Origin of the sequence: Phaeobacter sp. JH20_08, assembly GCF_048056635.1 — a bacterium.
GTDB lineage: Bacteria > Pseudomonadota > Alphaproteobacteria > Rhodobacterales > Rhodobacteraceae > Phaeobacter > Phaeobacter bryozoorum.
Window position 1 is genome coordinate 142,481 of record NZ_JAYMVV010000012.1, and the last position, 22,636, is coordinate 165,116.

23 protein-coding genes are annotated in these 22,636 nt (G+C 59.7%); 8 read left to right on the top strand and 15 right to left on the bottom strand.

The window, feature by feature from the left end; translation table 11 throughout:
- Positions 1-31 precede the first annotated feature (31 nt).
- From VWY75_RS13955 to dnaQ, 4 genes are read left to right on the top strand one after another with little or no spacing between them, the layout of a single operon-like run.
- Positions 32-631 (top strand): Maf family protein, encoded by a 600-nt coding sequence (locus tag VWY75_RS13955; protein ID WP_340547115.1) that lies wholly within the window; start codon positions 32-34, stop codon positions 629-631.
- On the top strand, positions 628-1,461 hold the full coding sequence (locus tag VWY75_RS13960; protein WP_416538461.1) for a shikimate dehydrogenase: 834 nt from the start codon (positions 628-630) through the stop codon (positions 1,459-1,461). Before VWY75_RS13955 ends, VWY75_RS13960 begins: the two co-directional genes overlap by 4 nt.
- The gene (gene coaE, locus VWY75_RS13965; RefSeq protein WP_416538462.1) at positions 1,458-2,051 is read left to right on the top strand and encodes a dephospho-CoA kinase; all 594 of its coding nucleotides are present in this window, start codon (positions 1,458-1,460) and stop codon (positions 2,049-2,051) included. The genes VWY75_RS13960 and coaE overlap by 4 nt, the downstream gene beginning before the upstream one ends.
- Complete coding sequence (gene dnaQ / locus VWY75_RS13970; RefSeq protein ID WP_340547112.1) at positions 2,044-2,781, top strand: DNA polymerase III subunit epsilon; 738 nt, start codon at positions 2,044-2,046, stop codon at positions 2,779-2,781. Before coaE ends, dnaQ begins: the two co-directional genes overlap by 8 nt.
- Positions 2,782-2,873: 92 nt before the next feature.
- On the opposite strand, the gene secB is transcribed toward dnaQ, so the two are convergent.
- Together secB and VWY75_RS13980 are read right to left on the bottom strand one after the other, a co-directional pair.
- Positions 2,874-3,368 (bottom strand): protein-export chaperone SecB, encoded by a 495-nt coding sequence (gene secB / locus VWY75_RS13975; RefSeq protein WP_416538463.1) that lies wholly within the window; start codon positions 3,366-3,368, stop codon positions 2,874-2,876.
- Positions 3,369-3,446: 78 nt separating this feature from the next.
- A complete protein-coding gene (locus VWY75_RS13980; protein WP_340547110.1) occupies positions 3,447-3,953 on the bottom strand; it encodes an FxsA family protein in 507 nt (168 codons plus the stop codon).
- 115 nt (positions 3,954-4,068) lie between these two features.
- Here VWY75_RS13980 and VWY75_RS13985 point away from each other — a divergent pair, with 115 nt between their 5' ends.
- Genes VWY75_RS13985 through VWY75_RS13995 form a run of 3 tightly spaced genes read left to right on the top strand, consistent with a single transcriptional unit; the run spans position 4,069 to position 6,379 of the window.
- Positions 4,069-4,725: a Tim44/TimA family putative adaptor protein gene (locus tag VWY75_RS13985; protein WP_416534350.1), complete on the top strand. Its 657-nt coding sequence runs from the start codon at positions 4,069-4,071 to the stop codon at positions 4,723-4,725.
- A complete protein-coding gene (locus VWY75_RS13990) occupies positions 4,722-5,777 on the top strand; it encodes a murein transglycosylase A (protein ID WP_416538464.1) in 1,056 nt (351 codons plus the stop codon). Before VWY75_RS13985 ends, VWY75_RS13990 begins: the two co-directional genes overlap by 4 nt.
- Positions 5,777-6,379 carry a Smr/MutS family protein gene (locus VWY75_RS13995; RefSeq protein ID WP_340547107.1) on the top strand — a complete coding sequence of 201 codons (603 nt, stop codon included), beginning with the start codon at positions 5,777-5,779 and terminating at the stop codon, positions 6,377-6,379. Before VWY75_RS13990 ends, VWY75_RS13995 begins: the two co-directional genes overlap by 1 nt.
- 13 nt (positions 6,380-6,392) lie before the next feature.
- Here VWY75_RS13995 and VWY75_RS14000 read toward each other — a convergent pair whose 3' ends face one another.
- The 4 genes from VWY75_RS14000 to hslV all read right to left on the bottom strand — a co-directional run bounded on the left by VWY75_RS14000 (position 6,393) and on the right by hslV (position 10,582).
- A complete protein-coding gene (locus tag VWY75_RS14000) occupies positions 6,393-7,538 on the bottom strand; it encodes an alpha/beta hydrolase (protein ID WP_416538465.1) in 1,146 nt (381 codons plus the stop codon).
- 85 nt (positions 7,539-7,623) lie between these two features.
- A complete protein-coding gene (hslU, locus tag VWY75_RS14005; protein ID WP_340547105.1) occupies positions 7,624-8,934 on the bottom strand; it encodes an ATP-dependent protease ATPase subunit HslU in 1,311 nt (436 codons plus the stop codon).
- A 12-nt stretch (positions 8,935-8,946) separates the two neighbouring features.
- A complete protein-coding gene (locus VWY75_RS14010; RefSeq protein ID WP_340547104.1) occupies positions 8,947-10,017 on the bottom strand; it encodes a hypothetical protein in 1,071 nt (356 codons plus the stop codon).
- A gap of 1 nt (position 10,018) precedes the next feature.
- On the bottom strand, positions 10,019-10,582 hold the full coding sequence (gene hslV / locus VWY75_RS14015; RefSeq protein ID WP_416534356.1) for an ATP-dependent protease subunit HslV: 564 nt from the start codon (positions 10,580-10,582) through the stop codon (positions 10,019-10,021).
- Between the two features lie 416 nt (positions 10,583-10,998).
- Between hslV and VWY75_RS14020 the strand changes: the two genes are divergently transcribed.
- The gene (locus VWY75_RS14020) at positions 10,999-11,193 is read left to right on the top strand and encodes a DUF1127 domain-containing protein (protein WP_340547102.1); all 195 of its coding nucleotides are present in this window, start codon (positions 10,999-11,001) and stop codon (positions 11,191-11,193) included.
- Positions 11,194-11,274: 81 nt separating this feature from the next.
- On the opposite strand, the gene VWY75_RS14025 is transcribed toward VWY75_RS14020, so the two are convergent.
- The 9 genes from VWY75_RS14025 to VWY75_RS14065 all read right to left on the bottom strand — a co-directional run bounded on the left by VWY75_RS14025 (position 11,275) and on the right by VWY75_RS14065 (position 22,564).
- Entirely contained in the window at positions 11,275-11,640 is a 366-nt protein-coding gene (locus VWY75_RS14025; RefSeq protein ID WP_340547101.1) for a Lin0512 family protein, read from the bottom strand.
- The gene (locus tag VWY75_RS14030; protein WP_340547100.1) at positions 11,637-11,984 is read right to left on the bottom strand and encodes a Lin0512 family protein; all 348 of its coding nucleotides are present in this window, start codon (positions 11,982-11,984) and stop codon (positions 11,637-11,639) included. The genes VWY75_RS14025 and VWY75_RS14030 overlap by 4 nt, the downstream gene beginning before the upstream one ends.
- Positions 11,985-12,073: 89 nt before the next feature.
- On the bottom strand, positions 12,074-12,394 hold the full coding sequence (gene trxA, locus VWY75_RS14035; RefSeq protein ID WP_340547099.1) for a thioredoxin: 321 nt from the start codon (positions 12,392-12,394) through the stop codon (positions 12,074-12,076).
- Between the two features lie 62 nt (positions 12,395-12,456).
- A complete protein-coding gene (gene addA, locus VWY75_RS14040) occupies positions 12,457-15,825 on the bottom strand; it encodes a double-strand break repair helicase AddA (RefSeq protein WP_416538466.1) in 3,369 nt (1,122 codons plus the stop codon).
- Positions 15,822-18,755 carry a double-strand break repair protein AddB gene (gene addB / locus VWY75_RS14045; protein WP_416538467.1) on the bottom strand — a complete coding sequence of 978 codons (2,934 nt, stop codon included), beginning with the start codon at positions 18,753-18,755 and terminating at the stop codon, positions 15,822-15,824. Before addB ends, addA begins: the two co-directional genes overlap by 4 nt.
- The gene (locus VWY75_RS14050) at positions 18,745-19,419 is read right to left on the bottom strand and encodes a nucleotidyltransferase family protein (RefSeq protein ID WP_416538502.1); all 675 of its coding nucleotides are present in this window, start codon (positions 19,417-19,419) and stop codon (positions 18,745-18,747) included. Before VWY75_RS14050 ends, addB begins: the two co-directional genes overlap by 11 nt.
- A gap of 23 nt (positions 19,420-19,442) precedes the next feature.
- Positions 19,443-20,441: an aminoglycoside phosphotransferase family protein gene (locus VWY75_RS14055; RefSeq protein WP_416538468.1), complete on the bottom strand. Its 999-nt coding sequence runs from the start codon at positions 20,439-20,441 to the stop codon at positions 19,443-19,445.
- On the bottom strand, positions 20,438-20,914 hold the full coding sequence (tsaE, locus tag VWY75_RS14060) for a tRNA (adenosine(37)-N6)-threonylcarbamoyltransferase complex ATPase subunit type 1 TsaE (protein WP_340547095.1): 477 nt from the start codon (positions 20,912-20,914) through the stop codon (positions 20,438-20,440). The genes VWY75_RS14055 and tsaE overlap by 4 nt, the downstream gene beginning before the upstream one ends.
- A gap of 99 nt (positions 20,915-21,013) precedes the next feature.
- Complete coding sequence (locus tag VWY75_RS14065; protein WP_416538469.1) at positions 21,014-22,564, bottom strand: PAS-domain containing protein; 1,551 nt, start codon at positions 22,562-22,564, stop codon at positions 21,014-21,016.
- Positions 22,565-22,636: the final 72 nt, after the last annotated feature.

A 22,636-nucleotide genomic window follows, 5' to 3' on the forward strand; every position in this document is an offset into this window, starting at 1 on the left:
CCATCACACTCTTGCCCACGGGGTTTTCCACATGTCTACCCACATCGTTCTGGCCTCTGGGTCACAAATTCGCGCCCAGCTCCTGCGACAGGCCGGCGTTCCTTTCGAGGTTGCCGCCGCCCGCATCGACGAGGAGGCCATCAAATCCGCGCTCTTGGCCGAGGAGGCCAAGCCGCGGGACATCGCCGATACGCTGGCAGAAGCGAAGGCGCGCAAAGTCAGTGCCAAGTATCCCGGGGCCCTTGTATTGGGCTGTGATCAGGTGCTCGAGTTTGATGGAAAATTGTTATCAAAACCAAAAGATTCGGATGAAGCTTTTGCGCAGCTGAAAATAATGCGGGGTCAGCGACATATGTTATTGTCCGCTGCGGTCATCTACCGCGATGGTCAACCGATGTGGCGGCATGTTGGGCAGGTGCGATTGCGGATGCGGTCCAGCTCGGATGCCTATCTTCGCGGTTATGTGGCGCGTAACTGGGACAGTATCCGCCATGCTGTTGGCGGATATAAACTTGAGGAAGAAGGGGTGCGGTTGTTCAGCACGATCGAAGGGGACTACTTCAATGTTCTTGGGTTACCCCTCCTCGAGCTGCTCAACTATTTGGCCCTGCAGGGAGTGATAGAACAATGAGCGACGCACGCATCCCTCTGGCTGGTGTGATTGGCAATCCAGTGGCGCATTCTCGATCGCCACTGGTCCATGGCCATTGGCTTAGAACGCATGGCATTGCCGGTCACTATGTTCCGCTGCATGTTGAAGCCGATCAGCTGGAAACTGTTGTGCGCAGCCTGCCGATGATGGGATTTGTTGGGGCCAACGTCACAATTCCTCATAAAGAGAAGATCATGGATATCGCCGATCAGGTGACGGATCGTGCGACATTGATCGGCGCGGCCAATACGTTGATCTTCCGACCTGATGGGTCAATCCTGGCAGATAATACAGACGGATATGGCTTCATTACCAATCTGCATCAATCCGCTCCTGACTGGGATCCAGCATCAGGTCCGGCGGTCGTCTTTGGCGCTGGCGGCGCCAGCCGTGCCGTGATTGCCTCCCTGTTGGAAGCTGGCGTCCCCGAGATCCTGCTCAGCAATCGAACGCGGGAGCGGGCAGACCAGTTTCGCAGTGAGTTCGGATCGCGGATCCAGGTGGTGGATTGGGTGCAGGTTGGCAACGTCGTCGAACAGGCCGCGCTGCTCGTGAATACGACCTCACTGGGAATGATTGGAAAGCCGCGCCTGCGGGTGCCGCTGGATGGCCTGCGCCCCGGCACGGTTGTGACCGATCTGGTCTATAATCCGCTGAAGACGGAAATGCTGCAATGGGCTGAGGATATCGGCTGTACCACGGTAGATGGTTTGGGGATGCTGTTGCATCAGGCAGTACCAGGGTTCGAACGGTGGTTTGGCAAACGACCGGAGGTCGATGAAGCCACACGTGAGGCCGCGTTGGCATGAGCTTTGCACTGGGGCTAACCGGATCCATCGGAATGGGAAAGAGCGCAACCGCGCAGATCTTTGCCGATGAAGGATGTGCGGTCTGGGATGCCGACGCAGCCGTTCATCGCCTATACGATGCAGATGGAGCTGCGGTTGCGCCGATTGGCGCGCTGTTCCCGACGGCCATCGTCGGCGGGCGGGTGGACCGGGCACGTCTGCGTGAGATCATCGCCGGCGATGCAAGCGCCCTGCCCCGCATCGAAGCAATCGTGCATCCGCTTGTCGCCGCTGACCGCGAGGCTTTCAGAGCATCGTCGTCGCATGATGTTCTGGTCTTCGATATTCCCCTGCTGTTTGAAACCGGGGGTGACGCAGGTATGGATGCGGTGGCCTGCGTGTGGATCGACGCTGAGACGCAGCGCAGCCGGGTCATGGAGCGCGGCACAATGTCGGTTGAGCAATTTGAACAGATCCTTCAGAAACAAATGCCGATAGAGGAAAAGAAAGCGCGGTCGGATTTTCTGATCCAGACCGATACGCCCGACCATGCGCGCGATCAGGTGCGCGCCATCCTTGCCCAGATCAGAAAGCAGGTTGCAGATGCGTGAAATCGTCCTTGATACCGAGACAACAGGATTTGATCCGTTTTCTGGCGACCGCATCGTCGAGATCGGTGCGGTTGAGTTGCTCAATCACATGCCAACGGGCGAAACCTTTCATGTCTATATCAACCCCGAACGTTCCATGCCGCAGGACGCGTTCAAGGTACACGGCATTGGGCCGGATCTTCTTGAACCGCCACAACAACCCGGACCCGGTGCGGTGACATTGCGCGACAAACCGGTATTTTCGAAAGTCGGGCAGAAATTTCTGGATTTCGTGCGGGATTCCAAAATGGTCATCCACAACGCCGCATTCGACATGAAATTCCTGAATGCCGAGCTGGACTGGATGGGCCTGCCAAAACTGCCGATGGATCAGGCAATTGACACGCTTGCCATAGCGCGCAAGCGCTTTCCTGGGTCGCCGGCGACACTGGATGCGCTCTGCCGTCGGTTCAATATCGACAACAGCAATCGTACGTTGCATGGCGCGCTGCTCGACTCCGAGATTCTGGCAGATGTCTATCTTGAACTGATTGGTGGTCGGCAGCCCGATTTCGGCCTTTCAGCATCAAGCGATAAGGCGCGCAGCGGGACTGTGATAACAGAGGACTGGCGCCCTACGGCAAGGCCGACACCCCTGCCCGCACGACTTACCGCAGAAGAACAGGAGGCGCATGACGCGTTTGTTGCGAAGATGGGTGACGGAGCACTGTGGAACAGCTCCGGCAGCTGACCCCCCGCGCCCGCGCGACTGCCAGCCAAAAAACGCCGCGGTTTCCCAGCGGCGTTTTTTGTCAGCGGGCCAAGGACGCCGCTGTATGATGCTTACTGCGGTTTGTCGGCGGCAGCTGCGTCGGCCTGACGACGTGCCAACTCGTTGCGATAGATCGCGACGAAGTCGATATTGTCGAGGTTCAGCGGCGGGAAACCACCGTCGCGGGTCACGTCAGAGACGATGCGGCGCAGAAACGGGAACAACATGCGGGGGCATTCGATCAGCAGGAACGGATGCAGCTGGTCTTCCGGCACGCCGACAATGTTGAAGATGCCGACATATTCCAGTTCCAGAACGAACAGGACAGCATTGCCCTCCTTGTCCTTGGATTCGATGTTCAGCTTGGTCATGACTTCATACTGATTTTCAGCCTGACGCTTCTTTGCATCAAGCGCAACCTGTACGCTCACATCGGGCTTAGCGTCGGCGCCGAGGCCTTTTTGCGCCATGACGTTTTCAAACGACATATCGCGGATGAATTGACCCAGGATATTCATCTGGACTTGCGGCTGCTGCACGCCTTCTGTTGCGCCGTTTTCGGCCATGAAGCTACTCCTAAACTATGTTTCGCCTGTGCTTAGCAGCTTGGCGCACGTATCTCAACGGGGTGTCACGCGAGCCGCTCACCTCTTGTCATCGACCCAACCGGACGGGCCATTGCGCGGTCTATCCCGAGTGACGTCCTCGTAGTCGCCGTCAATGATATCGCCGGGCCTACCGGAGGGGTGGCTACCAGGGTAATTGCGCCCCTGCATGCTCCCAGGACCCATTTGGAACCGTGCAACCGTCACTTTGGAACGCAGGTACCGGTAGACGGCCATACGGATCTGCGGCACAAGCAATGCAAAGCCGACTGCATCAGTGAAAAATCCAGGTGTCAGCAACAGCGCGCCGGCAACGAGGATCATCGCACCATGCGCGAGAGGTTCCGTGGGGTCATTCAACCGTTCAAAAGACGTGCGCAATTGGCCCAATGCCAGCCTACCCTGCGTTCGCACAAGCCAGGTTCCCAAAACCGCTGTCAGGACCACAATGGCCAGCGTGGGCCACAGGCCAATCGCGCCACCGACCTGAATAAAAAGTGCGATTTCGATGATCGGAACCATCAGGAAGGCCAGAAAAAGATACATGCGGGGTTTCCTCAGAACTTGCGCGGGACGGTGGACTTGCGCCGACCCGTCACCTACATAAGGTTGGAACGCTTTAGTTTCAAACGAAGCATGAACATCTACCGTAGAGGTTGTTATGGAGTCGCCCGTGATTCAGCTGTTGGTTTTGGCCGGTATTGCCGTGTTTTTGATCCTGCGCCTGAAGAGCGTTCTTGGCACCCGTGAAGGGTTCGAAAAGCCGGCCCTGCCTCAGTCAGATCGCCAGAGCCGCCGTCCCGAGCTCGAGGTAATCGAAGGTGGGCCGGACCATGACATCATTGACTATGTCCCTGAGGATAGTTCGCAGGCCAAAGACCTTGCCGCAATGAAGAAAGCCGAACCTTCCTTTGAGGTACGGGATTTTGTGCAGGGCGCTCGCGGTGCCTACGAGATGATCCTGATGGCGTTTGAACGAGGGGATCTGGACGAAATCGAACCGTTCCTCGCGCCCGATGTCTTTGAGAGCTTTGTCACCGCTGTTTCGCACCGCGAAGATCAAGGTCTGACCATCGAGGCGGAATTTGTCGGCGTGCGTGAAACGACCTTGACCGATACCAGCTTTGATCCGGCTACAGGCAATGCAGAAATCACCATGAGGTTTGTCGCAGAACTGACCTCCGTCGTGCGGGACCGTGGCGGTGATATCGTCGAGGGCGATCCCAAGGCCCTGAAACGCCAGAAGGACACCTGGGTCTTTGGCCGCACCATGGGCAGTGCGGATCCGAACTGGCATCTGGTCGCCACGGACGCATGATGCACGGGCTCCGGCGGGCACTCTGTGCGCTGGCCCTTGGGGCTGGCGCATATTTGTTCCCGCAGGGCGGGCAGGCAGAAACGACCTATACAATGTTGTCCTTTGCTCAGCTTGAAGGCTGGGCGGAGGACGATCATCAGGAGGCGCTCGGCGCCTTCCTGCAGACCTGCCGGGATCTGGACGATCCTGATTGGCGCGCGCTTTGTGCGCTTGCGCGTGAACAGGATCCGCAATCTGCGCGTGGGTTCTTTCAGCTGCTTTTTCGCCCTGTCCTGATCGAGGATGGCACGCCGGCGTTGTTTACCGGTTACTTCGAACCTGAGCTGTCAGGCGCGCGCAGGCCCAGCTCCCGGTATCGGTATCCGGTCTACCGGCAGCCGCCGGAGGCGCGCAACTCCAGCCAATGGCTGACACGGCGCGAACTTCTGACAAGCGGCATCATGGAAGGGCGCGGGCTGGAGATCGCCTGGGTCGATGATCCGGTCGAGCTGTTTTTTCTTCAAATCCAAGGATCCGGCCGAATTCGCCTGTCGGATGGCTCCTCGATCCGGGTTGGCTATGGCGGCGCCAATGGTCATGAATATCGATCCATTGGCACCGAATTGGTTCGCCGTGGGATTTATAATATCCATCAGGTCAGCGCTGCGGTGATCAAACGCTGGGTGCGGCGCAATCCGCTCGCCGGCGAGGATTTGCTGATGCACAACCCCTCCTATGTGTTCTTCCGTGAGGTGAGCCGTATTCCAGCCTCTGCCGGCCCGCTGGGCGCGATGAACCGGTCGGTGACCACATTGCGCAGCCTGGCTGTTGATCCGAAATATACGCCACTGGGGGCACCGGTCTGGCTGGAAAAGGATGGTGCTAAACCTATGCGGCGCTTGATGATTGCGCAGGACACCGGCTCCGCCATAAAGGGCGCGCAGCGGGCCGATGTGTTCTTTGGCAGCGGGGATGAGGCGGGGATCGAAGCTGGTAAGCTACGCGATCCCGGTCGCATGGTGGTGCTGCTTCCGATCCAGCGAGCCTATGCGCTATTGCCGGGGGATTTCTGATGAGCCGCCGCAAACTGACCTCCGAAGAAATAGACCTCTGGCACCGGGTGGCGCGTCAGGCCGAGCGGCTGCACCCTAAAACACGTACTGCGCCAGCCACCGCTCCCCTGCCCAAGCCCAGGCCGAGCAAATCGCCTCTGCCACCGCAGGAGAGGTTCACGCCAGAGCTGTTTGAACTGGGTTCCAAAGCCACATCCCAGCCGACCAGACATGATCTTAAGCCCAGTGTGACAAGGGGGCTGATTTCTGCGCCGATGCAGATGGATGGCAAAGCCTACCGCAAGATGAAACGTGGTAAGCTGAAACCGGAGGGGAAGCTGGACTTGCATGGAATGCGGGTCGATGCAGCCCACCCTGCGCTGGTTCGGTTTGTCCTGTCAGCCCATTCTGCGGGCAAGCGGCTGGTTCTGGTGATCACCGGAAAAGGCAAAGATCGAGATGAACCCGGACCGATGCCTGTTCCGCGTGGCGTCCTGCGTCATCAGGTACCGCAGTGGCTGTCACTGCCGCCACTGTCGCAGGTCGTACTTCAGGTGACCCCGGCCCATGTCAGCCATGGTGGTGGCGGTGCCTATTACATCTATCTTCGGCGACATCGCTGATTGGTGGACTGCCTCAGCGATCTTCACCGCGAAACACATTGGCCTGATAGTTTTCCGAAAGCGTGATTTCGACCGCGTTGTCTTCCTTTTCGACAACCAAACGACCGGGGAACAGCCGCTGAATCGACACGGCGTCACGGTCAAAGGCTGCTGCGGTCTGACGGGCTGAATTCAAGATCGACAGCACTGCCGGCGAGGTCGCGGCTACGAAATGCCCGGATTCCGCCGTATCGGCATAGGCGGTGGTGTCGACGACTTCGATCGGCAACTCAGAGACATCGTCCAGTGATTTCAGATTGCCAAGCCGACCGCGGTTATGTGTACCGCGCAGTCGCTGCGACAGGTTCAATACGTTATCCTTGCGCGAAACCATGACGACGAAGGGCTGTGGAACCGGGTCAATGCGGCGCATCTGACTGCGGAAAACCTCAACGTCGAGATCCGGGGACATCAGGATCACCGCGCCGAGGTTCTTGCTGCTCCAGCCTGGTGTTTTGATTTCCATCTGGCGCATGGTTTCCATCACCAGCTGCGATCCCATGGAATGGGCGACCAGAACGACGCGGTTTGACGCGCCAGGCTCCAGATTGCGCAGGAGCTGCTCCAACCCGTCACGTGCAAACAATACGCTATCGCCATCATAGGCGTAGCCCAGCGGGTTTCCTTGGCTGGGCCAGGAATAGATGATCGTGGCGCCGGGGATATTGATATCGTTGCTCAGCTGAGCAGCCCGGAACGCCGTTTCAGCCTGGGTGGAGTTGAACCCATGCACAAATACGGTGATATCACGCTCCCCAACCGGGTAGTTATCCAGCTCCCGCGAGACGCGATTGTTCAGTTCCGCCATATCGGCAACCTCTTCCCGGCCCGCCATGGTGAATTGCGTTTCGGGATCGGGTTCAGCATAGGCAAAATCCAGCTGTCCCGGTGAATGGTTCGGCGGGATTGAGACCGTCAGTTCCAGTAGGCGCAGCGTATCGGATCGCTCCGCGCCATAGGTTCCATTTGGAAGGGGCCGGCGTGTCGTTGCGCCAAAAATGGTCTTGGCTTTGCCGATTTCCAAGGCTTCCGGCACAGTTGGGGTAAAGGATCTGTCGGTGCAGCCTGCTGCCACGATCAGAACCATGCTGATGCTGAACAGGACTCGTGAAAAATTCATGCGCGGGGCCATCTATTAACAATAGCGGCAGGCTACTGGCGGCCTGCCGCTATGTCCACAGATCGGGCAGATGCCCTGACGACCGTTAGAGCACATAGCGGCTGACATCAGCCGATTTGGTCAATTCACCTAGGTTCTTGCGGACAAAAGCAGCATCTACAACGACCGTTTCACCCGACCGATCCGGCGCGCTGAAAGACAGCTCCTCAAAGACACGTTCGATCACGGTATAGAGTCGCCGCGCCCCGATGTTCTCGACCGTCTGATTCACCTCGGCCGCGATCTTGGCGAGTGATGCGATGCCATCGTCGGTGAAGCTCACCTTGACATCCTCTGTCCCCAGAAGCGCCGTATATTGCAGAGTGAGCGCATTGTCGGTTTCGGTCAGAATGCGGACGAAGTCTTTCTCGCTCAGGGCACGCAGGTTCACGCGGATTGGCAGTCGCCCCTGCAATTCTGGCAGCAGGTCGGAGGGTTTCGCGATGTGAAACGCACCGGAGGCAATGAACAGGATATGGTCGGTCTTCACCGGGCCGTGTTTGGTCGAAACGGTCGTTCCCTCGATCAGCGGCAGCAGGTCACGTTGCACACCTTCTCGGCTGACATCGCCGCCCCTCGCATCCTGACGTGCGCAGACCTTGTCGATCTCATCCAGGAAGACGATCCCGTTCTGTTCAACGGACTCCAGCGCCGCCTTGGTGAGGGTTTCGTCGTCAAGCAGCTTGTCCGCTTCCTCACCAATCAGGATGTCGTAGCTGTCTGCGACGGTCATTTTCTTGCGGGTCGTCCGACCACCCATAGCTTTGCCGAACAGATCGCCAAGGTTCATCATCCCCATGTTGCCACCGGGCTGACCGGGGATTTCGAACATGGAACCCATCGGGTTCGAGCTGTCGGCGACATCCAGTTCGATGACAGTATCGTCCAGCTCGCCGGCTTTAAGCTTTTTACGGAACATCTCGCGGGTGGCGTCGCGGGCATCCTCGCCGGCGATGGCCTGGATGACTCGCTCCTCCGCCGCTTGGCGGGCCTTGGCCTTGACGTCCTCACGCATGTGTTCGCGGGTCTGAACAATGGCGATATCCACCAGATCACGGATGATCTGCTCTACGTCGCGGCCGACGTAACCGACCTCGGTGAACTTTGTCGCCTCGACCTTGATAAACGGCGCGCGGGCCAGTTTGGCCAGACGACGGGAAATCTCCGTTTTGCCGACGCCGGTGGGCCCGATCATCAGGATGTTCTTGGGATAGACTTCATCCCGAAGATCATCGCCCAGCTGCTTGCGACGCCAGCGATTGCGCAGCGCGACGGCAACGGCACGCTTTGCATCGGTCTGGCCGATGATAAAGCGATCAAGTTCGGAAACGATTTCGCGAGGGGTGAGATCAGTCATGAGGGGTCCGTTTCAGTGGGCGGGCGGCAGCCGGTCCAGCGGCAGCACCCGTGAGAGGGGGGAAATCAGCAGGGCCCGGATCCGCGCCCAGAAGGCGCCGAGGATCACCAGGAACAGGCCCAGCACGAGAATGGTGGTCGCAGCGCCATCGCCGTCAAACACTGTCGCCGCGAGGGTGACGCTATAGCCGATGGCCGCAATCAGAAATGAGCGCCGGTCAATGATGATCGCGACCACGGCAAATGCAAACAGCACTGCCATCAGCGCCAGATTGGCCTCGGAGGTGCCGCTGTTAAGCAGGCTGAGCGCGATCGTATTAACCAGCGCCGGCGCCGCAACAACATGCAGCCAGAAGCCCTGCGCAGAGCGTCGTGTGACCCGATGCGGGTCGCTCAGATCAAACATCATCGCGACGGCAAACACAGCGAGACCAACCAGCAATGTCACCCAGGCAAACGGGCCCGACGCAGAAAGCAGGAAGAGATCGCCAATGCCCGTCAGGCTGCCCGACTGATTTGCGGCCAGCATCAGGGCCAGCGCAAAGACACCAAGAGCGATCAGAGCCATGGCAAAAGGGACCCGAAAGCGCAGCCAGTAGACCGCGATGGCAACCGTTGTCAGCCCGAGGGGCAAGGGCAGGCTGCCATAGTCACCTTGCATGACCATGAACACCTGCGAAAATTCAGCCGTAAGTCCGACGCCTGCATTCAGCGTCCAGAGGATCGACAGTGCAATCGCCGGCGCCACCATGCGACGACGGCGGATGAAATATTCGCTCAGCAGCCAAAGCACGACCGCGCCGATGATGGAGGACATGGTGGCTTTCTCAACCAGCCCGCCCAACCCTTCGGCCATGGAAATACCGGTAACAGCGGCCCAGCCCGTCGACAGAATGATCAAACCGATCACGATGAAGATCTCATTGAACCCTTTGAACAGCTCAAACGGTTCATCGCCGGGTGCCAGATTTTCACGCGCACCGCGTCTGCTGTGGGCCAGCGCCATAAGCGAGGCGGCCTGCGCCTCGCTCAGAAGGCCGGCACCAACCGCAGCCCGAATGTCGTTTTGATCAATATGGCTCATATCAGTCCTTCTGGCTGATCCGTTCGACTGTCAGACGTCCATTGGTGTAAACGCAGATATCAGCCGCGATGGCCATTGCGTCACGGGCCACGGCTTCGGCGTTGCGGTCACTGTCCATCATGCCGCGGGCAGCGGCCAGCGCGAAATTTCCACCCGATCCGATGGCGGCAACATCATGTTCCGGCTCCAGCACATCCCCGGCGCCGGTGATCACAAACATATCTGTCCCGTCGGTCACGATCAGCATCGCTTCCAGTTTCTGGAGATATTTGTCGGTGCGCCAGTCCTTGGCCAATTCCACGCTGGCACGTGCGAGTTGACCGGGGGTGGCCTCAAGCTTGGCTTCAAGCCGCTCAAGCAAGGTGAAGGCATCGGCAGTGGAGCCGGCAAAACCCGCGACGACATCGAAACCTCCGGGCGACAGGCGGCGGACCTTGCGCGCCGTTCCCTTGATCACGGTCTGCCCAAGGGAAACTTGCCCGTCGCCGGCAATGACGACCTCGCCATCCTTCTTCACGCCGATGATTGTCGTACCGTGCCAGCCCGGGAATTGATCGTCTGCCATCGTGTTCTCCTTGTTTCCAGGCCTATATGGGCACTGGTCTTTTGTACCTCAACCGGGTGCTATCCGCTGCGGGTGCCGGGGATCAAGCGAATAGGCGCCCTGCCCACGCCCTGGCTATGATCTTCTTGCAACGACCGACCGGACGGTTTTCACAAGTGGTCATCTGATGATCATCGCAGAGCCGACAATTTGTGCCCTGATGCGGGTATTTTGTTCAGGTGAAATGGAACAGGTGTTCGTCACGACTGGAACGCGCTGGGAGAGTTGCCTTTATCTGGGCAAAGCGCCCGAAATTCATGCTATGCAAAAACTGCAATTCGGAGCTGTCGAACCGGCAATTGTGGGACTCGGCAGGCCACCCTACATGAGGCTCACAACCGACATGGTGTCGGCTGGTTCTCATAAGGAATGCGCAAATGGCTACCACCGCAAACATCCATGCGCCGCTCGGAGCAGTCACCGTACTCCGCCTGGTGGACGCAGTCTACAACGCCAAGTCTTCGATCGTGGCTTGGAAAGAAGCACGTGACACCCGCAAGGCTCTGTCCGCGCTGACCGATACGCAGCTGGAAGACATCGGTCTGACCCGCGCGGATATCGCAAAGATCTGAGGACGCTCATCCTCAGTCACAAAGATGATTTGGCCGCTCCTTCCAGGGCGGCTTTTTCTTTTGCGTAGGATCACTAGGCCATCAGGAGCGTAGCCGGTAGCGCCCTGCCTGATCCGGGAGCCAAGCCTCAATAGCGGCGGTTGCAATAACGTGTTTGCCGCCATCGGCATCATCAACCACATCCAGCCCTCCGTGTACGGCGCGCACTGTCGCACGCCCGCGGGGCAGATCGCCTGCCACCAGATCGCAATCTACCTTATCCGGTTCCTGAACGCCGATGGTAACCTCGACACGCATTTCGGCATGATCAATGCCCAATTTGGCAAATAGCGTGATTGATGAGTGGTGCAGCGCGTCCTGCACGGCGCGCCGGGCGGCTTTGGTATAGTCCTGCCCGTAGAGATCGTTGCCGGTCCCCATCTCCAGAATAATGCGTTTCTCAGTCATGCAATCGGCTCCATATCAAATGAAACGATGATGGCGGCGTTGGCGATGACGGTCTGGCCGCCGCCCGGCTTGTCAATATCAAGCCCTCCCTCGCTCACGTGGATGTCTGGTGTACCATAAGGAAAGATCTCACAAAGCGCCGCCCGATCTACGGCCTCAGGGTTCTGCACGCCGATTTCAGCGCGGATTCGCATTGCTTCCTTAGGGAAATCGAATAGCTCCGCAACATTGACGGAGTTATGCCAGAGCGCGTCTCTGATTGCTCGTTTGGCGGCCTCGGTATAGTCATTTCGCCGCAGCGACGTGCCCATGCCAAATTCGACCAGTACCCGTGTTTCAGCCATGATGCGGCTCCTGTCCATTGGGTTGAAACCTAACCATAAAAAAGGCGCCCCGATGGGACGCCTCTGATCTCTTCGGCCTACCGGCGGTCTTAGATCGACTCGTCGATCCAGCTCTGCAAAGCAGCCTTGGGGGCCGCACCTGAGCGGTTGGACACGACCTGACCGTCCTTGAAGATGAACAGCGCAGGAATACCGCGCACGCCCATGGCCGCTGCGGAGTTCGGGTTGCTGTCTACATCGACCTTGGCGATCTTCACCTTGTCGCCATACTCAGCGGCCAGCTCTTCCAGAGCGGGGCCGATTTGTTTGCAGGGACCGCACCATTCGGCCCAGAAATCCACCACAACGGGGACTTCGGAATTTTTCACTTCGGCGTCAAAAGTGGCATCGGTTACGGCGACGGTGGACATGGGCATGTCTCCCTAAGAGTGTGGCAGTTCGGCTGTGAACCTATGAACGGCTTAACGGATCGTCAAGGTATCTCGCGGCGCTTAAGGGCGGATGACACAATATCGTGTGGCAAGGCCATCAGCGACGCAGTGCGGGTCCAGAGCAAAGCCGTCTCGATCTGCCGATCCGGATAGAGCGTGGCCAGAGCATGGGCGTAGGCCCCCATCTGCCGCAACAGCCCCTCCGGGCAGGTCTCAGGACGGCTCGGCACAGTGGCATTCGATTTGAAATCAATTGCCAGCACACGTTTTGGGGTGACAATCAGCCGATCAATCACGCCGTGGATCCTGCGACCATCCAGATCCGCTGATACGGCGACCTCTGCCAGGGTATCCGGGGCAAAGATCTCCTGCAATTCCGGTGTGGTCAGGACCCGCGTCGCCTCAGCCAATAGTTCAGCGGTGTCTTCGTGACCTGCCAGCAGCGTCTCCGCCAGTTGCGGCCAGATCTCCTTGCCGGTGCCGGGCAGATGTTCCAGCAATCTGTGGAGTCGGCTGCCGCGCGCCTTGGCCGCTTCTTCATCCTGGCCCAGATCGCCCGGTAAGGCCTTCGCTCCGCCGAGATCCGATGGGCTTAGCGTTGGCACGGGCGGCGTGTAGGGAGGGGGTGCATGTCGGAACACATCCGGCAGCTGCGGCTGGAGAGGGACGACCGGCGCTGCAGAATGAAACGGCAGCCCGTCCCAATCGCCGTGTTGCAGGCGCAGCCCCTCACCATAGCTGGTCTGATAAGGGCTGGCACCTGCCTCTCTCAACGCGCGCTCAACCATCTGGTACCAGCTGTCACCGTCTTTGGACAGCTCGCCGGCAGCGGCGACGATCAGCCATTTTTCGGCCCGTGTCAGCGCCACATAGAGCAGTCGCAGCCGTTCGTTTCTGGCCTTGTCCTGCGCCGTTTCACGGGCGCGGTGCATCACTTGCGGCATCAGGGCGCTGGGCAGTTTCCACATCGGCCCGGCCTCGGCGCGCATGATTTCATCGTCGCGTGGCGGCTTGCGTTTGGCTGTGTCGGGCAGGATCACGATCGGCGCTTCCAGCCCCTTGGATCCATGCACTGACATCACCCGGATCATATTGCCCGCCGCCCCCATCTGGCGTTTGATTTCCAGATCATCGGCCTGCATCCAAACCAGAAACCCGGTGAGGCTCGGGATATCGGTGCGCTCGTAGGCGAGCGCCTGGCTGAGCAGGGCGTTGATGCCATCCTCCGCCTCGGGCCCCAAGCGGCCGAGCAGGCGCTGGCGACCACCGTGGCGCGTCAGGATACGTTCGATCAGGTCATAAGGGCGCAGAAAATCGGTCTGGCCGCGCAGGTCATCCAAAATTGCCATCGTGTCTGGATATTCCGCCGCCCGGTCGCGCAGAGCGGTCCAGAGGTAGCTGCCGCCCTCACGACGGTGAGCCAGATCGAACAGGGCCTGTTCGTTCCAACCAAACAAAGGTGATTTGAGGGCGGCGGCCAGTGATAACGAATCCTCTGGCGTGGCGAGAAATGACAGCAAAGCGGCCAGATCCTTTACCGCCAGCTCGGCCCCGATTTTCAGTCGGTCCGCACCGGCAATAGGCAGTTCAGCCTTTTTGCAGGCACGGATGATCTCCGAAAATAATTCGGACCGGCGCTGCACCAGAATGAGAAAGTCACCTGCTTGTACAGGGCGGCGCTGAAAGCTGCCGCGCTCAGGGCCATCCTCCGGTAGCGTGACCTTGTTGTCGATCATCTCCTTGATGGTATTGGCGATCTGCTCGGCCAGAATGACCGTGTGGTGGCGGGCGCCGGGGCGATCTACCGGATCGGTCCAGTCACGCTCTTCCTCTGTGTCGATCTTGTCGACGACGGGCCAGAGGTCGACCCGTCCTGGCAGTTCTGATTTGAACGCGCGGTGCAGCGCGTCACGGTGAAAACCTGCGCCAGGGCTGTCCTTGAACACCAGATCGACCAGCCCCAGGATCGCTGCGGAGGAGCGAAAGGAGAACTCCAGCGCTGCATTCTGCAATGCGCTGCCGGTTTCCGCTAGCCGGTCGGCAAACTCAGCCTGCATTCGGTCAAAGGCGTCAGGATCGGCCCCCTGGAATGAGTAGATTGATTGTTTCTTGTCACCGACAACAAAAATGGTTCGCTCGACGTCGGATCGTGCGCCCTCGCCGGCGGTGAACTCTTGGGCCAGTTTTTCGATGACATCCCATTGCACCGGGCTGGTGTCCTGAGCCTCATCGACGAGGATGTGGTCAATCCCGCCGTCCAATCGGTAAAGAACCCAGGCCGCAACAGCCGGATCATTCAACAGCTGCCGGGCCTTCAGGATCAGATCGTCAAAATCCAGCCAGCCGCGCAGCTGTTTGCGGCGATCATATTCAGGCAGGAATACCGCAGCAAAATCGTGCAAAACCAGCGATTTATCGACCGCAGCCAAGGCAAGACGCTGGGCGCGTGCGGCCTCGACACGTCGCATCAGCGGTTCCAGCTGGTCCATCAGCGCAACGTTGTTTTCGCGCAGCTTCTTAGTGGGAAAGGCGTCGATCTTGGCACTGAAGGGTGCTTTGGCTGCCGCCCCCGTCAGAAAAACTGACTCAAGAATCGGCAGGTCCGCACAGGTTGGCTCCGTTATCTTGCGCAGCTTGGCTGCTGCCTTAATATCCGTGCTGCTGCCTTGCTCCAGCATGGTGCAGGTTTGCGCCAGAAGATCCCCTTCACCCCCGAGAAACACGCCATCTTCCAACGCACCAGTGTCAAATCCTTCAGGCAGATCAAACAGCGTCAAAAGCCCCGCTCGATCGAGCGGGGCATCAAAATCAGACCGGCGTTGGCATATGGCAGCGGTCAGAGTCTCGAAATCGCTGTCTGTCACTTGCCGGGCCAGCTTACCAATCAGATCAGCCTCAAACCGATCGGCGCTTTCTGCGATCGCCTCCACAACCTCGGCCCGCAGCAGCACTGCCGCGCGGTCATCCATCTCTGAAAACTGCGGACTGACGCCTGCCTCCAGCGGAAAACGCCGCAGCAATGAGGCGCAGAAGGAGTGGATTGTCTGGATCTTCAGTCCACCGGGTGTCTCGATTGCGCGCGCGAACAGGGTGCGGGCCTGCGCCATTCCCTCCGCAGAGATTACATCCTGCGCACCCAGCTCCGTAAGCGCCGTGGTCAACGCCTCATCGCCGAGCATGGCCCATTCACCAAGCCGCTTGAACAGCCGGTTCTGCATCTCGCTGGCGGCGGCTTTGGTATAGGTCAGACAGAGGATATGCTGGGGTTGCACGCCGCGCAGCAACAGGCGCGCCACCCGGTCTGTCAGCACCTTGGTCTTGCCTGATCCGGCGTTTGCAGCCAGCCAGGTTGAGGCGTCCGGGCGGGCGGCCCGGAACTGCGCTTCGGAGGCGGCATCGCGGGCGGTCATGTCAGAATCTCCGGTTCCGGCGTTGCGCTTCGGTCCCATTCGCCGTAGCGCGCCAGATGGTCATAATCGCCGGTCTGAGTGTCCTGAAACACCATGCGACGGCTGCTATATCCTTGATCAGGCTTAAAATATGCACCGATCAACTTGCTCAGTTCCTCCCAAACCTTGCCGGGAGGTTCGTCCTGAAGCGGGGCTGCGACCTCTTTCAGAGGGCTTTTGAGACCAAGGAATATGGCGCGCTCCACCCTGCCCTCACCATAGCGATCAAAGGCGCCGCGTTCCGCCATCGCAGCTTCAATCAGCAGCTGTTTCTCGAACGCTTTCTGTTGGTTCTCGGATGGTGGATCGCCGGTCTTATAGTCAAAAAGATGCAGGCCTCCACGTTCATCCACATCAATCCGATCTGCTGTGCCAGCAATTTCAAAATCAAACGGTGCCACCCGTACCGCACCAGAGACCTCGAACCCGGAGGGGCGTGCGTTGGCCTGCCGCTGGCGCTCACCATTAATGAAATCGTCAGCGATACGTTCCAGCCGGGCCAGCCAGAGGCTGCGCGCGATGGCCCAGGGCACCTTGGCTTCCAGATGAGAGGCGGCGATTGCGAGAAAATTTGGCACCGTCAGCTGGCTTGGGTCGGCAACAGTGGCCTTGATGAAATCTTCCAGGATCTTGTGCAGAACGATGCCGCGCAGCAGGGCGTCGGGTTCCTGTACCAATGGATCGAGTGGGCGCAGCTTCAGCACATGCTTGGCATATATCGCGTATGGATCGCGGATCAGCCGAGGGATTTCAGTGATGGTCAGGCGCCGCGGGCGGGCAGCAACGGGTGGGCGCGGTGCTGGACGTTTTGCGGGATCTGTCGGTACCGGTGCCTCAAGCGCGTCGGCCCAGCCGAGCCATTCCTGCCCGCGTGCCCGCATCTCCGCCAGTGCCGCCGGGCCGCCCTGCCCCGGCAGCCCGGACAGCAGATTGGTCATTCGGTTGAGCCAGCGCGACGGCACCGTATCCGCCTCATCCGACCGTTCGGAGCGGGTCATCCAGACCTGAGGGGCGGCGACCGCCTGTTGAAAATCATGGGCTGACAGTCCGATACGCCGCTCAGGAAGCAGCAGGCCCGCCTGATGGCGAAGCTGGCGGTTGAGCCAAGGATCGGGGGTGGCTGCCTCTGGCCAGCTGCCTTCATTGAGGCCACCGAGGATCACCAGATCGGCGCCCTGCACCCGTGCCTCCAGCGTGCCCCAGATCAGGATGGAGCCATAGGGTGCATCCCGGTCGCGGACCTCACCTTGCGACAGCAGCGCCCGCAGGAGATCGGCAAAGTCCCGAGCTGTCATTTCGCCGCCATATCCAGCCTCGGCGCGCAGGTTGTCCATGATTTCCAGCGCCTTGCGGCCGGCTTTCTTGTCCCACAGGCCACCGCTTGCAGCGTCCTGACTGCCCAGACTTACCGCCTCTGCCAGCTGCCGCAGGGTATCGACCCACCGGGACAGTGGCTGCGTTCCGCTGATGGGTTTGTCGGCAAAGCACTGGGACAGCCAACCGGTCCATCCCGGCATCAGGTCGCGCCCGACTTCAAATGCGGCAAAGCTGTCGGCATCCGGGAAGGGAGGTCCGTAGCGGCGCAAGCGCAGTTCCAACTCGCGGGTGTGGCGCAGGTGATCGCCGCGCCCTGCCCCATCGTGGCAGAGAGGATGCTTCAGCAGGGTCAGCAGCGCATCGCAGGTAAGCGGTTTACAGAACAGCTCGGCAATATGGCGCAGAAAACGGCCCGGCGGCGACAGTTGCAAGGGCTGACCGGCGGAATCATCCGGCAGAATATCCCAGCGATCCAGCGCTGCGGCCACCTGTCTGGTCAACATACGATCCGGTGTGATGAGGGCGGCGGTCTGACCATCCTCGGCGGCTTGGCGCAGGCGCAGCGCGATTGCCAGTGCCTCCGCACGCGGGTTGGGCGCTTCGACCAGGGTCATCTCGGCGGTGGCCCGGTCGATGTCGCGCAGTTCCGGTCCTTCGCGCATCCAGGCATCGGTGACCGGCGCTGGGCGCAACGCCAAGGATACCAATCTGTTACGGGCAACGGAGGCTGGTGATGTTGCAACCCATGGGAGAACGTCATCCGCAGTCATGTCCAGATCGTGCATGATCTTGAAGAACCGATATTGCGGATGATCCTCGGACATCAGCGGGTCATCAAGATGCTCCCAGACATGCCGGGGCTGCTGGTCATCAAATCCTGGCAGGATCACGGCGCCCTGCGGCAGCCGCGCAATGGCCTCCATCAGCATCAGTGTGGTGCCGCGCGATCCGGTGGAACCTGCGAGGATGACAGGGTGTTCGGGTGGCTGCTCCTGCCAGTCTTCGATCAGATCCAGCACAACCTGCCGCTGGCGGGCCTGCGCGTCCATCGCGTTTGCATGGGTTTCTGCGAATTCATCTGCGATAGCGATGAACTGCTGCGCACGCGCCCAATGGCCCGACATATCGGAGACATCGAGTGATCGAATGGTGTCAGGGCTGACCCCTTCGCCCTGCATTTCGTCGAACAGTGCTGCCAGACTGTCGGAGAGATCGTAAAGCGAGGATCGCGCAGCCAGATCCGGCTGGGCATCCAGCAATTTGGCGATGAGCTGCGACAGCTCAAGTCGCCGCCGCAGCGGCGGCAATGCTGGCGGCAGACCACGCAGCGTCGCGCGCATATCAAGATCCGTGAGCAGAGAAATCTTGGGCAGCAACAGCGCTGGCCCTTGGTCAAACAGATCCCGCACCCGGCGCGCCATACGGGAGGTGTTGACGATCAGCTCCACCTTCGCCAGCGCTTCCGGTGGTGCGGCTCGGCTGCGTGTGATTAGCCCCTCAACAAGGGCGCGCGGGAAATCGACGCCGCAGGGAACGGCAAAGAGGCGTGGCGTGTCTTGCGGCTCAAATCTCATCTTGGGCTATCAGTTCCTCGGCCAGGGGGATCCCCTCGGGGGTGCCGACATCGCACCAATGACCGGGATATTCCAGCGCAAACAGGCGGTCCTCCTGTGCCATCAGATCCCAAAGTGTGTTCAGTGAGAAGACGGTTTCTTCGATCTCTGCCAATCGGTTGGTGCGCAGAAGTTGTACGCCGCCATAGACCAGATCGCCGCCCCGCTGCAGGCGCCCGTCACCATCGGTATGAAAGTCGCCACCACCGCTGCGCCCTATGGTACGAGCAATGGGAATACAGGCCAGCAGCGCGTCCATGCGTTCCGGATCCCAGGCAGATCTTAGCACGCGCAACGGGTTTGGCCCGCGCCAGACCACATCGGGATTCACGGTATAGACCGGCCCGTCTGGTGCGCCGAGCAGCGGCAAGGCCTGTCGCAGTCCACCCCCGGTATCAAGGATTTGTGGCTGTTCGGGGCTGATCACCACTTCACTGTCGGCAAGGTGGCGGGCCAGAATGTCGCCCTTATAGTGGCTGTTGGCCACTATCACCGTCGGTGCAACCTCTCGTGCCATGTCCAGAGCACGATCGATCAAAGGACGGCCAGCGACCGGGATCATCGGTTTTGGCTGATCTGCGGTCAGATGGCGCATCCGGGTGCCAAAGCCCGCGGCGAAGATCATGACGGGATATCTGGGGTCTGCCATCAGCCGCGCAACCGGTCGAGGACCTCAGGGGTGGGCACCGGCATTTCACGATGCAGGAACTCCGCCAGCGGCGCCATTGCCGGGTGGTCGAGGCCCCGATGAAAATGATCCCACACACGCGGGATCAGATCGACGTATTGCGGTTTGCCATAATCCCTGCTCAAACGCGCAAAAACACCCAGAATGCGCATATTTCGCTGCACACCCAGCACGGTATATGCCGCGCGAAAGCTGCCTTCGTCGACACCGGTCGCGGTGACGTAGCGATCCATCATCTGCATCTCGATGGCGGCAGGCACATCCCTGCGGGCGTCCTGTAACAGAGACACGAGATCATAGGCCCGATGACCCGCACGGGCGGCCTGGAAATCCAGCAATCCGACTTTTGCGACGCCGGTGCGCTCGGGCAGCCAGATCAGGTTTTCCGCGTGATAGTCCCGCTGAACCAAAACAACGTCACCTTTGATCGTGCGGCGCAGGATATCCTCGAACTGGTCGGTGAAGCGGGCAAGATGCTCAGCCGACGTCTCCTCACGGATCACATCCCGGTATTTTTCAAACGCGAGGCCGGATAGTTCTGCCATCAGTCTGGGTCCCAGCGGCTCCAGCTCTGGCATCGGGGCGTCATGCAGGGCGATCAGAACATCGGTAGCGGCCTCATATAGCGCGCGTTCCTGTGCCGGATCATCGCGCATCACACGCGCAAAGAGAGCATCGCCCAGATCTTCGATGATCAGGAACCCGTTTGTGCGGTCTTCGGCCAGAATCTCCGGTGCGCTCAGTCCCTGGTCGCGCAGGTAGGTCGCAATCTCCACAAATGGAGCAACATCCTCGCCCTGATCAGGCGGGGCATCCATCAGCACAACAGAGGTGCCATCGTGATGGCGCAGCCGTTCATAGCGCCGGTTGGACGCATCGCCGGCCAGCGGCTCGCGCGTCCAGTCCTGCCAGGGGGTATCACTCAGAAAGGTTGAGATGAGATGGTTTCGGTCGGTCATGTGGAAATCTGCTTCATCAGGGTGTCCCAGCGCGGATCGCTCCATCGCAGGGTGGCGGTGCGGGCATCGTCATGGTCTGGGTCCAGCGCCAACGAAACATGCAGCGCGTCGCTTGGCGTGAGTTCCTCTAGGCGGTCCGGCCATTCAATCAGGCAAATAGCTGTTTCAAAAGCCGCAATCAGACCCAGCTCTTCGATTTCATCGAGGGCTGACAGACGGTAAAGATCGGCATGCCACAGCTCTCCGCCGGGCAGCTCATAGGTCTGAACCAGAGTGAATGTGGGCGAGGGGACATCCTCGGGCACGGTCATCTGAGATTGGATCAGGCTGCGGGCAAAATGGGTTTTACCGGCGCCGATGACGCCTTCCAGCAGCAGGCAATCGCCACCCTGCAGCTGGGCACCAATACGGGCGGCAAGCACGGCGGTGTGGTCGGGTGAGGGGAGAGGGATTACGAGCGTCTGGGTTGTCATGGGGCGACAATGCCGCCACGCGCGCAAGGCTGCAAGCCGGATCGAAAAAGCCCGGTATCGAACCGGGCTTTCCTGCTGATCGAAAGGCTGCCTACAGCGCTATTTTTCCTGCTTGGTAATCGCAAACCGCTGTTGGTCCACCGGCGCCGGCGCCGGGTCGGGGGAGCGGAAGCTGATCATGGTTGCCCCGTTCTGGATGGCGGTCACCTTGCAGATCAGCGGGGTGCCGTTGCGCAGCTGCACGTTTGCCCACCAGGGGGTGCGGCTGTCGCTACCTGCAACGAAATCGCGAACTTCTCCCCAGGCCGGTGTTGCGGCGCACATGTCCTGCCATACCCGACTGGAGTCCATTATGGTGATTTTGGCAAAGCTGCCGTCGGGATCCATCTGCCACAGATCGTGATAGGCGGCGTTGGAGAAGGTCATGGTACCGTCATTTGCAAAAACGGCGATGGCTTCGTCCATCTGGTCCATGATCGACTGACCCATTTCAAGCTCGGAACGGAACTGGCGGGTCAGGGTGATCTCGGCGGTGATATCCTCAAACAGGAAGGCAATCGCCCCATCCGGGTGCGGGCGGCCAGAGACGGAGTAGACTGACCCCGATGGCAGCGACCATGTTTCCTGATAGCGGCCCTCGGCCGCAGCTTCCAGAAGGTCGGCCATCTGATGGCGCCAGCTGGAGTAATTCTTGGGTTCCGGCATCATGCGTTGATCGCGCAGCCGGTCAAAGAAGGTCAGCAGATTCGGCCGCGAGCTGAGGAAATTGGCGGGCAGGGCGGTCAGGTCGATCAGCACCGGATTGAACAGTACCAGCTGACGATTCCGGTCAAAAATCGCAAGACCGATAGAAAGCTGGGCAAACGTCTTTGCCAATGTCTGGACGAAGTTGCGCTGGGCGATTTCGGCGTCAACAACCGCATTCACATCCACCGCGTGGCACAACCAGCCGGCTTCGGTTTCGGTGGTCGAGATATTGTACCAGAGCTTCTTCTTGCTCTCGGGCATGGGGATCGAAATCCGTTCAGGTTTGCCGCTGGCCATCGGGTCATCAAGATTGGTGAACAGCGGTTCCGAGAAATCGACGTTGCGGCCACGGAGCTTCTGGCTGAGATCGTCATAGGCAAGATTGGACCAGGTAACCGCACCGTCATCGGATTGCAGCCAGACAGGGTAGGGCGCCTGATGCACGGCTGAACGCAGGGTCGTAAGCTCCTGGTCGATGCTGTGATTATGCTCCTCGGATGTCGTGCTGCGAAGCTGTACCCGGGTGACACCATCAATCCATTCGCAGAGCGCCTCGCGGCTTTCGGCATTTGCTGTACCCGAGAGCACCAGCGGTCCGACATCCTTCAGAAAGCCGGGAGACTGCGGCAGGCCCGGATAGCTGCGGGCCAATTGTTCTCGCAGGTTGGCCCAGCTGAAGCTCTCCGCCTGTTCGCCCACGAACCGGCGCGCGCCGGAGGACCAGCCGATCAGCGTCGTGTCATCAAAGAGAAACACCGCATCAGAGCGCCCATCGCCCTGCAGCAGATCCTGCTCAAAGCCCTTGGGTTTGGGATTCGGAGACAGCCACCAGACAGCTGCTGCGGCCGTAGCCGCACAAAGCGTTGCCAATACAAGCCAGTCGGTCGATAGGATCTGCTGCATGATGTCCGTTACCCACAAGTGTTTTACTCTCCCGACCGATGTTTCCCGATAATGGTTAAATGAAGTTTAATT

Coding starts and splice junctions, on each gene's coding strand:
- VWY75_RS13955 (WP_340547115.1), top strand. CDS start 32: ATGTCTACCCACATCGTTCTGGCCTCTGGGTCACAAATTCGCGCCCAG.
- VWY75_RS13960 (WP_416538461.1), top strand. CDS start 628: ATGAGCGACGCACGCATCCCTCTGGCTGGTGTGATTGGCAATCCAGTG.
- coaE (WP_416538462.1), top strand. CDS start 1,458: ATGAGCTTTGCACTGGGGCTAACCGGATCCATCGGAATGGGAAAGAGC.
- dnaQ (WP_340547112.1), top strand. CDS start 2,044: ATGCGTGAAATCGTCCTTGATACCGAGACAACAGGATTTGATCCGTTT.
- secB (WP_416538463.1), bottom strand. CDS start 3,368: ATGGCCGAAAACGGCGCAACAGAAGGCGTGCAGCAGCCGCAAGTCCAG.
- VWY75_RS13980 (WP_340547110.1), bottom strand. CDS start 3,953: ATGTATCTTTTTCTGGCCTTCCTGATGGTTCCGATCATCGAAATCGCA.
- VWY75_RS13985 (WP_416534350.1), top strand. CDS start 4,069: ATGGAGTCGCCCGTGATTCAGCTGTTGGTTTTGGCCGGTATTGCCGTG.
- VWY75_RS13990 (WP_416538464.1), top strand. CDS start 4,722: ATGATGCACGGGCTCCGGCGGGCACTCTGTGCGCTGGCCCTTGGGGCT.
- VWY75_RS13995 (WP_340547107.1), top strand. CDS start 5,777: ATGAGCCGCCGCAAACTGACCTCCGAAGAAATAGACCTCTGGCACCGG.
- VWY75_RS14000 (WP_416538465.1), bottom strand. CDS start 7,538: ATGAATTTTTCACGAGTCCTGTTCAGCATCAGCATGGTTCTGATCGTG.
- hslU (WP_340547105.1), bottom strand. CDS start 8,934: ATGACTGATCTCACCCCTCGCGAAATCGTTTCCGAACTTGATCGCTTT.
- VWY75_RS14010 (WP_340547104.1), bottom strand. CDS start 10,017: ATGAGCCATATTGATCAAAACGACATTCGGGCTGCGGTTGGTGCCGGC.
- hslV (WP_416534356.1), bottom strand. CDS start 10,582: ATGGCAGACGATCAATTCCCGGGCTGGCACGGTACGACAATCATCGGC.
- VWY75_RS14020 (WP_340547102.1), top strand. CDS start 10,999: ATGGCTACCACCGCAAACATCCATGCGCCGCTCGGAGCAGTCACCGTA.
- VWY75_RS14025 (WP_340547101.1), bottom strand. CDS start 11,640: ATGACTGAGAAACGCATTATTCTGGAGATGGGGACCGGCAACGATCTC.
- VWY75_RS14030 (WP_340547100.1), bottom strand. CDS start 11,984: ATGGCTGAAACACGGGTACTGGTCGAATTTGGCATGGGCACGTCGCTG.
- trxA (WP_340547099.1), bottom strand. CDS start 12,394: ATGTCCACCGTCGCCGTAACCGATGCCACTTTTGACGCCGAAGTGAAA.
- addA (WP_416538466.1), bottom strand. CDS start 15,825: ATGACCGCCCGCGATGCCGCCTCCGAAGCGCAGTTCCGGGCCGCCCGC.
- addB (WP_416538467.1), bottom strand. CDS start 18,755: ATGAGATTTGAGCCGCAAGACACGCCACGCCTCTTTGCCGTTCCCTGC.
- VWY75_RS14050 (WP_416538502.1), bottom strand. CDS start 19,419: ATGATCTTCGCCGCGGGCTTTGGCACCCGGATGCGCCATCTGACCGCA.
- VWY75_RS14055 (WP_416538468.1), bottom strand. CDS start 20,441: ATGACCGACCGAAACCATCTCATCTCAACCTTTCTGAGTGATACCCCC.
- tsaE (WP_340547095.1), bottom strand. CDS start 20,914: ATGACAACCCAGACGCTCGTAATCCCTCTCCCCTCACCCGACCACACC.
- VWY75_RS14065 (WP_416538469.1), bottom strand. CDS start 22,564: ATGCAGCAGATCCTATCGACCGACTGGCTTGTATTGGCAACGCTTTGT.